Annotated in this window: 15 protein-coding genes; 5 read left to right on the top strand and 10 right to left on the bottom strand. The window is 71.9% G+C overall.

Annotation, left to right across the window (positions count from 1 at the left end; genetic code table 11):
* Positions 1–197 precede the first annotated feature (197 nt).
* Positions 198–833 (top strand): L,D-transpeptidase, encoded by a 636-nt coding sequence (locus GXW74_RS28345; RefSeq protein ID WP_211846192.1) that lies wholly within the window; start codon positions 198–200, stop codon positions 831–833.
* A gap of 436 nt (positions 834–1,269) precedes the next feature.
* Here GXW74_RS28345 and GXW74_RS09180 read toward each other — a convergent pair whose 3' ends face one another.
* Together GXW74_RS09180 and GXW74_RS09175 are read right to left on the bottom strand one after the other, a co-directional pair.
* Entirely contained in the window at positions 1,270–1,977 is a 708-nt protein-coding gene (locus GXW74_RS09180; RefSeq protein ID WP_211846191.1) for a 2OG-Fe(II) oxygenase, read from the bottom strand.
* The gene (locus GXW74_RS09175; RefSeq protein ID WP_211846190.1) at positions 1,974–2,258 is read right to left on the bottom strand and encodes a methylated-DNA--[protein]-cysteine S-methyltransferase; all 285 of its coding nucleotides are present in this window, start codon (positions 2,256–2,258) and stop codon (positions 1,974–1,976) included. The genes GXW74_RS09180 and GXW74_RS09175 overlap by 4 nt, the downstream gene beginning before the upstream one ends.
* Before the next feature lie 180 nt (positions 2,259–2,438).
* On the opposite strand from GXW74_RS09175, the gene GXW74_RS09170 reads away from it, so the two are divergent.
* Positions 2,439–2,771, top strand: a complete 333-nt coding sequence (locus GXW74_RS09170) for a YdhR family protein (RefSeq protein WP_211846189.1) — start codon at positions 2,439–2,441, stop codon at positions 2,769–2,771.
* 138 nt (positions 2,772–2,909) lie between these two features.
* On the opposite strand, the gene GXW74_RS09165 is transcribed toward GXW74_RS09170, so the two are convergent.
* From GXW74_RS09165 to GXW74_RS09135, 7 genes are all read right to left on the bottom strand, one after another.
* Entirely contained in the window at positions 2,910–3,428 is a 519-nt protein-coding gene (locus GXW74_RS09165) for a gluconokinase (RefSeq protein ID WP_246523111.1), read from the bottom strand.
* Positions 3,425–4,408, bottom strand: a complete 984-nt coding sequence (gene gnd, locus GXW74_RS09160; protein WP_211846188.1) for a phosphogluconate dehydrogenase (NAD(+)-dependent, decarboxylating) — start codon at positions 4,406–4,408, stop codon at positions 3,425–3,427. Before gnd ends, GXW74_RS09165 begins: the two co-directional genes overlap by 4 nt.
* 60 nt (positions 4,409–4,468) lie before the next feature.
* On the bottom strand, positions 4,469–5,287 hold the full coding sequence (locus tag GXW74_RS09155) for an ABC transporter permease (protein WP_211846187.1): 819 nt from the start codon (positions 5,285–5,287) through the stop codon (positions 4,469–4,471).
* The gene (locus tag GXW74_RS09150) at positions 5,287–6,135 is read right to left on the bottom strand and encodes an ABC transporter permease (protein WP_211846186.1); all 849 of its coding nucleotides are present in this window, start codon (positions 6,133–6,135) and stop codon (positions 5,287–5,289) included. Before GXW74_RS09150 ends, GXW74_RS09155 begins: the two co-directional genes overlap by 1 nt.
* Before the next feature lie 164 nt (positions 6,136–6,299).
* On the bottom strand, positions 6,300–7,583 hold the full coding sequence (locus GXW74_RS09145) for an ABC transporter substrate-binding protein (protein ID WP_211846185.1): 1,284 nt from the start codon (positions 7,581–7,583) through the stop codon (positions 6,300–6,302).
* 49 nt (positions 7,584–7,632) lie between these two features.
* A complete protein-coding gene (locus GXW74_RS09140) occupies positions 7,633–8,685 on the bottom strand; it encodes an ABC transporter ATP-binding protein (protein WP_211846184.1) in 1,053 nt (350 codons plus the stop codon).
* 181 nt (positions 8,686–8,866) lie between these two features.
* Positions 8,867–9,979 carry a serine hydrolase domain-containing protein gene (locus GXW74_RS09135; RefSeq protein ID WP_211846183.1) on the bottom strand — a complete coding sequence of 371 codons (1,113 nt, stop codon included), beginning with the start codon at positions 9,977–9,979 and terminating at the stop codon, positions 8,867–8,869.
* 371 nt (positions 9,980–10,350) lie between these two features.
* Between GXW74_RS09135 and GXW74_RS09130 the strand changes: the two genes are divergently transcribed.
* Complete coding sequence (locus GXW74_RS09130) at positions 10,351–11,025, top strand: DsbA family oxidoreductase (protein WP_211846182.1); 675 nt, start codon at positions 10,351–10,353, stop codon at positions 11,023–11,025.
* A gap of 166 nt (positions 11,026–11,191) precedes the next feature.
* Here GXW74_RS09130 and GXW74_RS09125 read toward each other — a convergent pair whose 3' ends face one another.
* Positions 11,192–11,371 carry a hypothetical protein gene (locus GXW74_RS09125; RefSeq protein WP_211846181.1) on the bottom strand — a complete coding sequence of 60 codons (180 nt, stop codon included), beginning with the start codon at positions 11,369–11,371 and terminating at the stop codon, positions 11,192–11,194.
* Positions 11,372–11,494: 123 nt separating this feature from the next.
* Between GXW74_RS09125 and GXW74_RS09120 the strand changes: the two genes are divergently transcribed.
* Both GXW74_RS09120 and GXW74_RS28605 read left to right on the top strand, forming a co-directional pair.
* Complete coding sequence (locus tag GXW74_RS09120) at positions 11,495–12,220, top strand: hypothetical protein (protein WP_211846180.1); 726 nt, start codon at positions 11,495–11,497, stop codon at positions 12,218–12,220.
* A 214-nt stretch (positions 12,221–12,434) separates the two neighbouring features.
* Positions 12,435–15,287, top strand: a complete 2,853-nt coding sequence (locus GXW74_RS28605) for a M10 family metallopeptidase C-terminal domain-containing protein (protein WP_211846179.1) — start codon at positions 12,435–12,437, stop codon at positions 15,285–15,287.
* Positions 15,288–15,315: the final 28 nt, after the last annotated feature.

Raw genomic sequence — 15,315 nt, 5'->3', positions numbered from 1 at the left:
GTGCAGCGGGTCGCCCCTGTGGACAACCGCGCCATCCTTGCCGTTCACTTGGCACAAGCGATTCGACGTCCGCGCGGGAGTCCCGACCAGCGATGAGCCTTCGCCGACGGAGCCTACTCGGCGGTCTCCCCGGTCTGCTTGCAGCGTGCGTGCCCTCCGAAGTGCCGGCGCCCTCGCCCCCCGGCGCAGCGCAGGCCGTGCTTGGAGGTTCCCCTCCAGCGCCCCCCGATCCGCCACGACCACCCGTTCCCGACAGGACGCCCGAGCCCGACTACCGGTCGATCTACGCGGCCATCACGACCGAGCGCTTCTCGATCCCGGCGGTGAACCTGCGGCGGATCGATCCGCGCTACCTGCGGCGCGAGGTCGCCTATCCGCGCGCTGACGAGCCGGGCACCATCGTCGTCGACACGGCGGCCCGCTACGCCTACCTGGTCCTCCAGGGCGGCCGAGCCATGCGCTACGGCATCGCTGTCGGGCGAGACCAGGCCTTCAACCTGACGGGCGACGCCTTCGTGGAGCGCAAGGCCGCCTGGCCGAACTGGCGTCCGACGCCCGAGATGGTGGCGCGTGAGCCGCAACGCTACGGCCACCTGCGCCACGGCATGCCGGGCGGCGGCCGCAACCCGCTCGGCGCGCGGGCGCTCTACCTCTACCAGGATGGCTACGACACCTACTACCGCCTGCATGGCACGGTGGAGCCCTGGACCATCGGCACGATGGCCTCGGCGGGCTGCATCCGCCTGATCAACCAGGACATCGTCGATCTCTACCAGCGCGTCCCGATCGGCACGCGGGTCGTGATCCTGCCGACGGACGCCTCCGTCGCCTGAACGGATCTTCCGGCGGGTGCGGTGCCGGACCTTCCAGACGGTCTCTGATACCGGCCAGCCTTTCGGCTGACTCGGTATCAGCATCCTGGTTTCGCGCGCGGCCGCCCCGCCAGCTCCACGCGCCATACCGCTGAACCTCGCCGATGAGGTCATCGGCAAGGCGCGGCAGCATGATGCCAGCGGCACGAGTTCTTGCCTCGTGCCGAGGCCGCGGATGCGGCCCGCCGGCAGTCCGGCGAAGCCAAGCACACCGGAGGTTCGCGCCCGCGTCTGAGGGCATCAAGAGGCGGATGCCAGCGGTCGCGAACAGCGGCCGCTGGTATGAGGCGTCTTCCTCATCCGGGAGGACGCCAGGAGCCGCGATCCTCCGACGCCTCGACCTCGGCTTTGGCAAGGGCGTCGATGGCCGGAGGCCGCCCTCCTCCGACCTTCCGCTTCACGCCGCATCGTGGAAGATGACGCCCAGCGTGTGCCGCCGCCCGCTGCGCAGCCGGCTCACCCCGTGGCGAAGGTTCACGCGATAGCTGCCGCGCGTGCCGGCGACGGGGCGATGGTGGACGGCGAAGATCACGCCCTCCCCCTGCGTCAGCGGAACCACCTCGGCGCGGGACTGCATGCGCGGGCGCTGCTCGGTCAGCACGAACTCCCCGCCCGTGAAGTCACGGGCCGGGGATGACAGCAGGATCGCGACCTGCAACGGAAAGACGTGCTCGCCGTAGAGATCCTGGTGCAGGCAATTGTAGTCGCCGGCCTCGTAGCGCAGCAGCAGCGGCGTCGGGCGGGTCTGGCCGGCGGCGTGGCAGCGGGCGAGGAAGTCGGCGTGCCGCGCCGGAAAGCGCGGCGCCAGGCCCATCGCCGCGTTCCAGCGGTTCGCGACGGGGGCGAGGCGCGGCCAGAACTCCCGCCGCAGTTCCGCCACCGGCGCGGGCAGCGGGGTGGCGAAATACTTGTATTCGCCGCGCCCGAAGCCGTGGCGCGCCATGACGACGCGGCTGCGGAAGCCGTCCTCCCGGTCATAGAGCGCGGCGAGATCGGCGCAGTCCTGCGCCGCCAGCAGCGGCCCGGTGGTGGCGCAGCCGAAGGCGTCCAGCTCGGCCTCGATCCGCGCCCAGTCCAGGCCGGCGACGCGATCGGCGATCATCATGCGCCTTCCCTCGCCAGCAGCGCCCGCTTGCGGTCGGCGCCCCAGCGCCAGCCGCCCGTGCCGCCGGCGGCGGGCACCACGCGGTGGCACGGCACCGCCAGGGCAATGGGATTGGCGGCGCAGGCGCGTGCGACTGCCCGCGCCGCACCGGGATGGCCGATGCGGGCGGCGACCTCGGCGTAGGTTTCGGTGCGGCCGGGCGGGATCTCCCGCAGCGCGGCCCAGACGGCGCGCTGGAACGGGGTCCCGCGAAGGTCGAGGCGAAGGTCGGTGATCGGCATGGCGGCTGTCTCCTGTGCCTCTTGCTCATGCCTCAGGCGCCGTTGCGGCGCCTTCCGGCGATTGCGCCGGCATGCGCCGCGCGGGCGGCGCCTCCGGGCCGCCAGGCAATGCCGGTCGCACGAGGGGCGCGAAAGGTGTCTAGGATGCCCCTCCGCGCATCCAGAGGGAGGACCCGCGCCATGGTGATCGTGCAGATCAACTACACGCGCCCGGACATGCCGAAGGCCGAGTGGGAGGCCCGTTACACCGACGACCGCGCCAGGCAGTTCCTCGCCGTGCCCGGCCTGCAATGGAAGATCTGGCTGGACGGGGAGGAGGAACGCCGCGCCGGCGGGATCTACCTGTTTGCCGACCGTGCGGCGGCGGAAGCCTATGTCGCCGGCCCGATCGTCGGGCGCATGAAGGCCAACCCGGACATCACGGATCTGCAGATCCGCCTCTTCGACGTGCGGGAACGGATGACCGCCATCACCCGCGGTCCGGTTCCGGGCCTGCCGATGGCAGCGGAGTAGCGGCCGGCCGCAGCCGGCCCCGGTCGTGCGTCAGCCGCCCGACCAGCGGGACGGCGAGGGGCCGCCGCGTCACCAGGCCGGCATGCGGGCGCATGGCGGGGGCGGCAATGCCAGCGCCGATCATCACGATGCCACGCCTCACGCCAGGTCGCCGCGGCGGCGCAGCGCGGCGATCGCCCTGGCGACGATCGCCGGCGGCTCCGGATCGACGTCGAGGTCGATGACGTCCGCCTCGGTCTCCGGCAGTTCGAGCGTGGCGAACTGGCTGGCGATGAGCGAGACCGGCATGAAGTGGCCGGTCCGGGCCGCCTGGCGCGCCATGATGAGCTCCGGCGTGCCGGTCAGGTGCAGGAAGCGGACATCCGCATGCCCGTCGCGCAGCATGTCGCGATAGGCGCGCTTCAGGGCGGAGCAGCCGATCACGACGCCCTCGCCCGCCGCGCGCGCCCGGGCGATGCGCGCGGCGATGGCGGCGAGCCAGGGCCAGCGGTCATCATCGGTCAGCGGCGTGCCGGCGCTCATCTTCGCAACGTTGGAGGGGGGGTGGAAGGCGTCGCCGTCCTCGAAGGGCCAGCCGAGGCGTTCGGCCAGCAACGCGCCCACGGTGGACTTGCCGCAGCCGGAGACGCCCATCATCACGATGGCGGCGATCGTCATCCCTTCTTCGGCTCCAGATGCCCGCCGAAGCCGTGGCGCATGGCCGACAATGCCTTGCCCGCGAAACGGCCTTCGTCGCGGGATGCGAAGCGGGCGAAGAGCGCGGCGGTCAGCACCGGGGCGGAAACCGCCGTCTCCACCGCCTGCTGCACCGTCCAGCGGCCCTCGCCGGAATCCCCCACCGTGCCGGAATACTTCGCGAGCGCCGGATCCTCAGCGAGCGCGGCGGCGGTCAGGTCGAGCAGCCAGGACGTCACCACCGAGCCGCGCCGCCAGACCTCGGCGACGTCGGCGATGTCGACGGCGATGCGGTGCTCCTCGGGGAGGTCCTTGCTGTCGGCGGCGCGCAGCAGGTCGAGGCCCTCGGCCAGGGCCTGCATCATCCCATACTCGATGCCGTTGTGGACCATCTTCACGAGATGGCCGGCGCCATGGCCGCCGCAATGCAGCCAGCCTTCCTCGACATTGGGCGCGCGGCCCTCGCGGCGCGGCGTGGCGGGGATGCCGCCGCGCCCCGGCGCCAGCGCGGCGAAGATGGGTGCGAGCCGCGCGACGGGTTCCGCTTCCCCGCCGATCATCAGGCAGTAGCCGCGCTCCAGCCCCCAGACGCCGCCGGACGTGCCGATGTCGAGGTAGTGCAAACCCTTCGCGCGCAGCGCGGCCGCGCGGCGGATGTCGTCCTTCCAGTGGGTGTTGCCGCCGTCGATGGCGACGTCGCCGGGGGAGAGCAGATCGCCCAGCTCGGCGATCGCCTGTTCGGTCGGCGCGCCATGCGGCAGCATGACCCAGACGGCGCGCGGCGCGGCCAAGGCGGCGACCAGACCGGCGAGGTCCGCGGCGCCGCTGGCACCGCCGGCGACCACGGCGGCGATGGCGGCATCGTCCCGGTCCCAGACGATGCAGCGGTGCCCGGCGCGCATCAGGCGCCGCGCGATATTGGCGCCCATGCGCCCGAGGCCGACGATCCCGATCTCCGCCATGCGCCCCCTCCCTTGGCCGGGCGATGCTTGCCCGAGCCGGCGGCGCGGTGCAACGCCCGCTCAGCCCCCGCCGCGACGCCGGCGCAGCAGCATGACCCCGCCGAGCGCCGCGGCGATCACCAGGAAGGACACCCCCGTCGTCACCGTGCCGAGGGCGTAGAGCACAGGCGTCGTGACGTTCGTCGTCATGCCGTAGATCTCGAGCGGCAGGGTGTTGAAGGTGCCGGCGGTGTAGAGGCTACGCGCGAACTCGTCGTAGGAGAGGGTGAAGCCGAACAGGCCGACGCCGATCAGGGAGGGCAGCAGGATCGGCACCACCACGTGGCGGATGGTCTGCCAGGGGGAGGCGCCGAGGTCGCGCGCCGCTTCCTCATAGGCCGGGCTGAAGCGGTTGAAGACGGCGAACATGATCAGCAGGCCGAAGGGCAGCGTCCAGGTCAGGTGCGCGCCGAGGCCGGAACTCCACCAGGCCGGGTCGAGCCCCGCAAGCCGGAACATCAGCCCGATGCCGAGCGAGACGAGCACCGACGGCACGATCAGGCTCGCCACCGCCAGGTAGAACAGCGCCGTCGATCCCGGGAAGCGCCGCCGGAAGGCCAGCCCCGCCATGAAGGAGACCACCACCGTCACCACCGTGACGATCGCGCCGAGCGTCATGGAGCGCAGGAAGGAGCCGCCGAAATCGCCGACCATCTGGGTCTCGAAGAGGTTCTCGAACCAGCGGGTGGAGACGCCGCGCATCGGGAAGGTCAGGCCGCCCTCCGGCCCCTGGAAGGAGAGCACGACGATCGTCACCGTCGGCCCGTAGAGGAAGGCGACGAACAGCCCGAAGAAGGCCGCCAGCGGCCAGAAGCCCCTGGAGCGCGCGCGGGTCTGCATCACAGCTCCTTCCGGATGTCGACGATGCGGAGCATGGCGGCGATCATCAGCAGCACGACGATGAGCAGCACCACCGCATTGGCCGCCGCGGCCGGGTACTGCAGCAGCGACATGGCGTTGACCATCATCAGCCCGACCGAGGCGGACTGGCCGCCGCTCATCAGCCGGACGGTGACGAAATCCCCCATCACCACGGCGACGACGAGGATCGAGCCGATGGCGATGCCCGGCCGCGCCAGCGGGATGATGACGTGGCGCAGCACCTGCCATTCCCCCGCGCCGGCGTCGCGCGCGGCTTCCACCAGCGCGCGGTCGATGCGGACCATGGAATTGAAGATCGGCACCACCATGAACAGCGCGTAGAGGTGCACATAGGCCAGCACCACCGCGAAATCCGAGAACAGCAGGAATTCCAGCGGCTGGTCGATCGCGCCCACCGACATCAGCGCCTGGTTGAGCAGCCCGTTCCTGCCGAGGAAGGGGATCCAGGAGATCATGCGGATGATGTTGGAGGTCCAGAAGGGGATGGTGCAGACCAGGAACAGCACCGTCTGCATCATCGGCGAGGCGACGTGGAAGGCGAGGAAATAGGCCACGGTGAAGCCCACCAGCAGGCAGATCGCCCAGGTGATGGCGGCGAATTTCAGCGTCTGGAGATAGGTCTTCCAGGTGATCGGGGAGAAGAGCAGCTCGTCGTAGTTGGTCCAGACGAAGTCGGGGATGATACGCACGCTGTCGTAGTCGAAGAACGACACGACGACGATCGTCCCGATCGGCACGACCAGGAACACGCCGAGCAGCAGCGCGAGCGGCGAAGCGAGCGCCAGCGCCGCAAGTTTGCCCTTCATCGCGAACCCCAAATCACATCACACCGACCAGGACGGCCCGAGGCAACGCCTCGGGCCGGGAGCGCACAGCGCGACCGCGCCCGGACCGACCGCGGCCGCCTGCGCACCAGTGCATGGCGCGCAAGCCAAGCCGCCGGATGGCGGCGCCGGCGCTTGAGGACCCATCAACTCGCGATGAACTGGTTCCACTTCTGGACCATGTAGCGGTCCTCATCCATCACCGCGTTCCAGCAGGCGACCGCGCCCATGCGGTCGTAGAAGGACCCGCCGTCGCGCACCGCGCCGGCGCGCTCCATCACCTGGCCCTGCGGGTTCTTGATCTCGCCCTGGGCCGGCTTGCCTTCCATCCAGTAGCCCCATTCGTCGGCGCTCATGTGCTCGCGCGCCGTCTCCAGCACCGCCGAGTAGTAGCCCTGCCGGTTGAGGTACGCGCCGACCCAGCCGGAGAGGTACCAGTTGATGTATTCGTACGCCGCGTCGAGCTGGATGCCGCGCAGATGCTTGGCGAGCGCAAGCCCGCCGCCCCAGGCGCGGTAGCCCTCTTCCAGCGGCTGGTACACGCACGGGATGCCGCGCGACCGCACCGCGGTGACGGCCGGCGACCACATGGACTGGATCACCACCTCGCCCGAGGCCATGAGGTTCACGCTCTCGTCGAAGGTCTTCCAGAAGGCGCGGAACTGGCCGGCGCGCTTGGCCTGGATCAGGTAGTTGATGGTGGTGTCGATCTCGGCGCGGGTCATGTTGCCCTTGTCGCCGTAGCGGATGACGCCGGCGCTCTCGCAGATCATCGCCGCGTCCATGATGCCGATGGACGGGATGTTCAGGATGGAGGTCTTGCCCCGGAAGGCGGGGTCCATGATGTCCTTCCAGTTCCTGATCGGGCGCCCGACCAGGTCGGGCCGGATGCCGAGCGTGTCGGCGTTGTAGATGGTCGGGATCATGGTGAACCACTGCGTCGGCGAGGACGCGAAGCGCGTGCTGCCGGGCCCGTCCACGAAGCTGACCGTGTTCGGCGCGGTGCCCTGGGCGATGACGCTGTCGGGCCGCAGCTTCCCGGTGGTGAAGATCGGCACGATCTTGTCGAAGAGCCGGATCTTCGAGGTGTCCATCGGCTGCAGCGTGCCGGCGGGGAACACCTTCTTGCACATCCAGTATTCGATGTCGGCGATATCGTAGGAATTCGGCTGGGTCACCGCGCGCTGCACCACCGCGTCGGAATCGAGCGCCGTCATCTGCAGCGTGATGCCGAGGTCTTCCTTGCACTTCTCGGCGATGGCGTTCTGGTTCGACACGCCGGTGCCGAACTGGCGCAGCACCACGTTGCGGATGTTCTGCGCCCAGATGGTCGGGAAGCCGGTGACCGCCCCCGAGCCGGCCGCCGCACCCGCCGCGGCGAGCAGCGCCTTGCGGCGCCCGATGCCCCGCACCTTCACCGTCTCCGTCATCGCAGTCTCCCCTTCCTGTTCGCGCCGCGGCACGCCGCCGCCGCGCGGATCACGCGATCCCGTGCATGTCCTCGGCCCGCCAGCCGAGCGCGACGCGCTGCCCGGGGCGGACCGGATCGGCGAAGAAGGCGGCCTCGGGCAGCGTGGCGGAGAGCGGTTCGAGCCCCTCCACCGCCAGCCCGACCGCCACCGTGGCACCGAGATACTCGACCGAGCGCACCGTCGCCTCGAGCGGCAGCGCCGCGCCGCTGCGCCGGACCAGCATGCGGTCGGCGCGCACGGCGATGTGCCGCGCGCGGGCCGGTGCCCCCTGCCCGTCCAGCGCCGCGCCATTGGCGAGCAGCACGGTGCCATCCGGCCCCGGAGCCACTTCGAGCACGTTGTGCCCGCCGATGAAGCGGGCGACGAAGGCGGTGGCGGGGTGGTTGAACACCTCCCGCGCCGTGGCGGCCTGCTCGATGCGGCCGTTGTTCATCACCACCACCAGATCGGACAGCGCCATCGCCTCGTCCTGGCTGTGGGTGACATGGACGAAGCTGATGCCGAGCCGTTCCTGCAGCGCCTTCAGCTCCTCCCGCATGCGCACGCGCAGGAAGGGATCGAGGGCCGAGAGCGGCTCGTCCAGCAGCACGACGGAGGGATCGGTGATCAGCGCGCGGGCCAGCGCCACGCGCTGCTGCTGCCCGCCCGAAAGCTGCGCCGGCAGGCGTTCCGCGAAGCGCTCCATCTCGACGCGGCGCAGCATCTCGGCGGCGCGGTCGCGGCGCTCGGCCTTGCCCACGCCGCGCATGCGCAGGCTGAAGGCGACGTTGTCGAGGCAGCTCAGATGCGGGAACAGCGCATAGGACTGGAACATCATCGCCGTGCCGCGGCGCGCCGGCGGCAGGTCGGTGATGTTCTCCCCGCCGAGGATGATGTCGCCTTCGCTCGCCTGCTCGTGGCCGGCGATCATGCGCAGCGTGGTGGTCTTGCCGCAGCCGGACGGCCCGAGCAGGCAGCAATAGGTGCCGGCCGGGATGCGCAGCGAAATGCCGTCCACCGCCGTGACCCCGCCATAGCGCTTCGTCAGGGCGACGAGCTCGATCTCCGCTGCCTTGGCCATGCGTCGTCCACTGCACTCCCTGCCGGCCGGGACGAGGTTGCGTGGCCTCGCGCGTTGCGACCGATGCGTGCCGAGGCAGCAATCACCGTGCCAGCGATCCGGCGTGGCGCATGCGGATGACGGCCGCCCGAGGCAGCCGTCATAGCCCTTCTTTCAGGCGAGATGCCCGGAATTTCGGCAGTCAGCCGATCAGCGCCGCCCGCACCCGGCCGATGAAGCCGTCCATCGCCGCCGGCGCCGTCCAGCGCAGCACCGCGACGATGCCGGAGGACGGATCGACCCAGGTCAGGTTGCCCCCCGCGCCGCTCGCGCAGAAGGCGTCCCGCGCCGCCGACGGGTACTTCTTTCCGTCGGTGTTCAGCCACCACAGGAAGCCGTAATGCGGGTTCAGCGCGCAGGGTCCGGTCGAGAGATCGAACCAGGAGGCCGGGATCAGGTCCCGCCCGTTCCAACGGCCGCGGTTCAGCGCCAGCAGGCCGATGCGCGCCTGGTCCTCGGCATGGATGGCGATGCCGCCACCCCAATGCGTGCCGCCCGGCACCGACTGGACGCGCCGGCCGTCGGGCAGCGTCACCCAGGAGGTGCGGTACCCGTCCCAGCGCCAGTCGGCGGACCCGCCGATGGGGCCGAGGATGCGTTCGCGGAACACCTCCGGCAGCGGCCGGCCGAAGCGGCGCAGCAGGGAGAGCGACAGCCGGTTCACCCGCACGTCGTTGTATTCCCAATGGGTGCCGGCGGGCTCGAGGGTGCGCGTGCCCTTCTTCCCCTGCCCCTCGACGCCGAGGTTGCGGCCGCGATCGATCGAATCCGCCTTGCCGAAGAGCTCGCCCTCCCATTCGGAGGTGTTGGTCAGCAGGTGCCGCCAGGTGATCGGCGCGTTCTGGGCACTGTCGAAGCCGCCATCATCCACCGTCTCGCGCACCGGGCGGTCGATGTCCGGGATCAGCCCGTCCGCCACCGCGATGCCGGCGAGCAGCGACAGGTAGGATTTCGCGACGCTGAAGGTCTGGCTGACCTCCCGCGTGTCGCCCCAGCGCGCGACCAGCACGCCGTGGCGGGTGATCAGGCCGCAGGGGGCGCCGCGCGGCCAGAGCGGGCCCAGCACCTCGTTGTCCGGCGGCGGCTCGAAGGCACCGCGGCCGATATGGCCGGCCAGGTCATAGGGCCAGGGCGTCTCGTGCGCGGCGGCGTGGGCGACGGCCTCGGAGAGCCTGGCGGCGTCGAAGCCGAGCGCGGCAGGCGCGGCCTCGGGCCAGGGAGCAGGGTGGGCGGCGGGAAAGGTGATGGTGGTCATGGCGCGGGACCATGCGCGGAAGAGGGGCGCGCTCCAAGGGGGGGTGCGCCGGAGAGCGGCCTTGCCCCCCCTCCGGACCTCCCCCCACCAAAGGCCCAAGAGCCCTTGGAACCCGAGATTCTGGTTGGGTGGTCGTCGGAGGGGCAAGGCGCGCCCGGCATCGCGGTCGCGCGATCGACGCCCCTCTGCCGAGCACCCGATCAAGTCCTGGTGTCCAGAGGCCTTTCGGCCTCTGGCGGGAGGGGTTCGGGGAGGGCAGCGCCCTCCCCGCCTCGCGCCCCGGCCCCGGACCATCGCTTTCGGGCCTGCCGCGCCTTGTGCCGGCGCCGGCACGGACCCATCCTCGGCACATCCACGAGAAGGAGCCCGCCATGGACACCGCCCCCGCGATCGCCGGCCGGCTCGAGATCGTCTCCGACGCCATCTGCCCCTGGTGCTGGATCGGCAAGAGGCAACTCGACGGTGCCCTGGCCCTCCTGCGCGAGGAGGGGATGACCTTCGAGATCGGCTGGCTGCCCTACCAGCTCAATCCGGACATGCCGGAGGGCGGCGTCGATCGCCGCGCCTACCGCACGGAGAAGTTCGGCTCCTGGGAACGCTCGCAGGAACTCGACGCCCAGGTCGCCGAGGCGGGACGCGCGGCGGGGCTCTCCTTTCGCCACGACCTGATGGCGCGGACGCCGAACACGATCGAGGCGCACCGGCTGATCCGCCTGGCCGGCGAGGCCGGTGTGCAGCACGCCATGGTGGAGCGCCTGTTCCGCGCCTACTTCCAGGAAGGCAAGGATATCGGCGATCGCGCGCTGCTCGCGACCGAGGGCGCGGAGGCCGGCATGCCGCCGGAAGCGATCGCCGCCTTCGCCGGCGGGGAGGACGCGCGCGACGAGGTGATCGGCGAATCCCTCGCGCTGGCACGGGCCGGGATCAACGGCGTGCCGTCCTTCCTGCTCGACCGGCACCTGCTCTTCTCGGGTGCCATGCCGGCGGAACGCATGGCGGCGGCCTTCCGCCGCGCCGTCGAGATCCTGCGCAGCCGCGCGGCCTGAACCGCGGCAGGGCCGCGCAGGGTCGGCCGCCGCGACGGCGCGTGCCGCCGAGCCTGGCTGGCGAGGCCATCGGCCAGGGCCAGCGGCATCGCGTCCGCGCCTGGTGGAGCCGCCGCGCAGGAAACCTGGACCTTGAATGCCGAGCCGGCAGCAGGACCGGCCGGCATCAGGCACCGCTGGCCCAGAGCGCGATCTCGGCGACCGCCCAGGCAAGCGCGAGGAAGCCAGTGAAGTCGCGCATGGCGCGCCGCGCCAGGCGGCCGGGCGGGCGCGCCGGGACGAAGCGCACCACCAGGGGAACGGGCGGAATGGCCAGGGAAGGGTCGATGGCGTGACGCGTGCTCATGCGACGATAAGAACAAAACAAGAACATTAACGCAAGCCCCATGATGTGCCCGCGGTCCGCCTTGTGCCGGGCCCGGTCCGAAGCGGAGAATGTCCGCCTCGACCGCACCGGAGTGCCGCGCCGATGACCGATTCACCCGACCACCGCCTCGCCCGGCGCCTGCTGGTGGTGCGCCTGGCGACCGCAGGGGGCGCGGTGGCGCTGCCTGGCGCTGCCCTGGCCCAGGGCGGCACCAAGGGAGAGGGCGGAGGCGCACCCGCGCCGTCGCCGTCGCCCTCGCCGCCCGCGACCCCTGCTCCGGTGCCGCCGCGCCGCGCGCCCTCCGGCGTCTCCGACACCGACCCGGACGATCCTCAGGGCCAGGGCCGCGGCGGTGGCCGGCCGCCTGTGAAGGGCGGGCAGCAGCGCCAGCCGCAGAGCGGCCTTACCGATGCCGACCCCAACGACCCGCCCAACAACGGGCGCGGCCCTCAGCGCGGCGGACGGCCGCTCGGCCCGACCGACAGCGATCCCAACGACCCGCCCGGCCAGGGCCGCGGCGGCGGGCAGCGGCAGGTCGGTCCTACCGACAACGACCCCAGCGACCCGCCCGGGCAGGGTCGCGGTGGTGGAGGGGGCCGGCCCCGCGGTGGCCTCTCCGATGCCGACCCGCATGACCCGCCCGGCCAGGGGCGCGGCAGCGGTGGCGCGCCTCGTCAGGGCGGCGTGACGGACTCCGATCCGAACGACCCGCCGGGCGGCGGACGCGGCGGCGGCGGGCGGGGCGCCCCCGCCGGGCCGTCCGACAACGATCCGAGCGACCCGCCAGGCCAGGGGCGCGGGGGGAGGCAAGGTCCGATCAAGACCTGAGCCATCCGCCGGGCATTGTCTCGTGATGCGAGATCAGTCTCGGAAATTCGTCTCTTTTTAAATACGAGCGGCGATTCTGCCTCCGACCGGTGCCACGCGGCGCCGGCCCGGAGCCGGAGGCGTCGCCCTGTCCGTCACCCTTTCCCAGGCCTCGTCCAACGCCGTCATCCTGCCGGCCTTCGACCGGCTGACGGGCGGCGCCCATGCCGACGAGGTGACGGTCACCGGCGCCCTCGCCGACGCCATCGTCGATCTCGGCACCGGCGCCGACAGGCTCCTGCTCGCCAATGCGGCGAACAGCCTCTTCGTTCTCGGCACCGAGACGCTGACCGGCGGCACGGGATCCGACACGGTCGCGCTGCTCGCCCCGGTCACCGACATGTGGGTCGATCTGAAGGGTGGCCGCGACCATCTGACGCTGGCCGACGGCACCAATGTCGTGACCGTCGCCGCGATCGAGACGGTCATCGGCGGCAGCGGCGACGACCAGGTCTTCACCGCCACGCGGCTGGCCGGCTACGTCTCCCTCGGCGCCGGGCTCGACCGGCTGACCTTCACTGCCGGCGCCGGCAATACCGTCACCCTCGCCGCGGACATCGAAACCGTCATCGGCGGCAAGGGCATCGACGAGGTCACCTTCACCGGCCCGACCGTCGGCACCCGGATCGATCTCGGCGCCGGCACCGACCGCGTCGCCCTCTCGGACGAGGCCGACCGGCTGGTCATGCTCGGCGTCGAGGAGTTCCTCGCCGGAGGCGGCGACGACGTCATCGAGGTCGAGGGCGCAGCCAGCGGCACCTACGATCTCGGCGCGGGGGCCGATCTCCTGGCGCTCGGCGAGGGCGGCAGCGTGCTGACCGTCACGGGGGCGGAAACCATCACCGCCGGGGCGGGGGCGGACGACATCCGGCTCGGCACCGCGCTTGCGGGCGGTCGGATCGCCTTGGGTGGCGGCGCCGACCGGCTCGTCCTCGCCGATGGCGGCAATCACGGCCGCCTCGCCGGCATCGAGACGGTGACCGGCGGCGCCGGCGCCGACCTGCTCGTGCTCGAGGACCGGCTGATGGCCGGGGCGCAGTTCGACCTCGGCGGCGGCGCCGACAGCCTCGCCCTGGCCGATGGCGGCAATGCCCTGGTGCTGCGCGGCGTGGAGACGCTGACCGGGGGCGCCGGCAGCGATGTCGTCAGCTTCCTCGGCGGCGGCAGCCTCGTCGCCTCCGGCATCGAGACGCTGCGCGGCAGCGGCGCGGCCGATGCCGTCACGCTGCTCTCCCCGGTCGTCGGCGGGCTGGTGGATCTCGGCGGCGGCACCGACAGCCTGGTGCTCGGGCCGGGCAACAATTCGCTCCTCGTCGGCGGGACGGAGACGCTGGCCGCCGGTGCGGGTGCCGACGACGTCACGCTGTTCGGCGCCATCTCCGACGGCCTCATCGACCTCGGCGGCGGGGCGGACCGGCTGACCATCCGCGGCGGTCCGGTGACCGCGCGGCTCCTCGGCGTCGAGACGCTGGAGGGCGGCGGCGGGGACGAGGACCTGACGCTGCTCACCCCGATCGCCGGGCGAGTCCACCTCTATGGCGGGCAGGACCGCCTGCGCCTCGCCGATGGCGGCAATGCGGTGACCGTCCTCGGGGTGGAGACCCTGATCGGCGGCGCCGGGGCGGATGCCGTGGAACTCTCCCTGCTGGCGCGGGACGCATTCGTGGACCTCGGTGCCGGCGTGGACCGGCTGACCCTCTCCACCGTCGGAAGCATCCTGACCGTGGCCGGGGTGGAGGAGCTGCACGGCAGCGACGGCCATGACGTGATCACCTTCGCGGGAGCCGCGCAGGATGCCCTGATCTCCCTCGGCGGCGGCTATGACCGCCTCATCCTCGGCGATGCCGCCGACGGCGTCCGCCTGCGCGGGGTCGAGCTGGTCGCCAGCGGCGGCGGGGACGACACGGTGACGCTGCTCGACGCCGGCACCGGCCTCAACCTGAACCTCGGCCTGGGCCGGGACCGGCTGGTGCTGGCCGAGGGCACCAACCTGCTGACCGCGGCCTTCGCCGAGACGATCATCGGCGCGGCGGGCGATGACGCGGTCACCCTCGGCAGCGCCATGTCGGCGGGCCTGGTGGATCTCGGCGCCGGGGTGGACCGGCTGGTTCTGACGCGCGGCGGCAACCGCATCGCCGTCTCCGGCGTCGAGCTCGTGCTCGGCAGCGACGGCGCCGACACCATCGAACTCGCCGCCGGGACGACGGGCGCGGTGCTGCACTTCGGCGCCGGCACGGACCATCTGCTGCTCGGCGGCGGGACGAACCTCGTGACGGTCTCCGACGTGGAGCGCATCACCGGCGGCGGCGGCGACGACTGGGTGGTGATGGCGCGCGGCTCCGCCGGGATGGTGATCGACCTTGGTGCGGGCAACGACCGGGTGGTGCTCGGCCAGGGCGCGAACATCGCCAGCATCGCCGGCGTCGAGGCGGTGTTCGGAAGCGCCGCCAGCGACCAGGTCACGCTGGCCGGCGTCGAGGGCACGGTCGCGGTGGCGCTCGGGGACGGGATGGACGTGCTGACGCTCGGCGATGGCGGCGTGCGTGTCCTGGCAACCGGAGTGGAACGCATCCGCGGCGGCACCGGCGACGACGTCATCACGCTGTCCGCCGCCAGCGGCCGCGCGGTGATCGAGGGCGGCGCCGGCAACGACACGCTGACCGGCGGCAGCGGCGCGGACGAGATCTTCGGCGGTGCCGGCAGGGACTACCTGGTGGGCGGCGCGGGCGCGGACCTCTTCATCTACACGGCGGCGTCGCAATCCTCCGTCGCGGCACCCGACACCATCGTCAACTTCAACCCGCTGGAGGGCGACATGCTGGCCTTCGCGGGCATCGGCGACGGCAACAGCTTTCGCTGGCGCGGCGCCTTCGCCTTCACCGGCGAGGGCGGCGTGGAGGGCCGCTTCGACGAGGCGACGAAGACGCTGCGCATCGACCTCGACGGCGACGGCCAGGCCGATATGGCCTTCCTGCTGCCCGGCTTCCCGCCGGACGGCTTCGACGGCCATTCCGTGATCTGGGCCTGACGGCAACCGCGCGAAGCATCATCCTTCG

Origin of the sequence: Neoroseomonas eburnea (genome assembly GCF_018129005.1) — a bacterium.
Lineage (GTDB): Bacteria > Pseudomonadota > Alphaproteobacteria > Acetobacterales > Acetobacteraceae > Neoroseomonas > Neoroseomonas eburnea.
The sequence above is the reverse complement of the archived record's forward strand: the minus strand, read 5'-3'. Positions and strand labels throughout refer to the sequence as shown.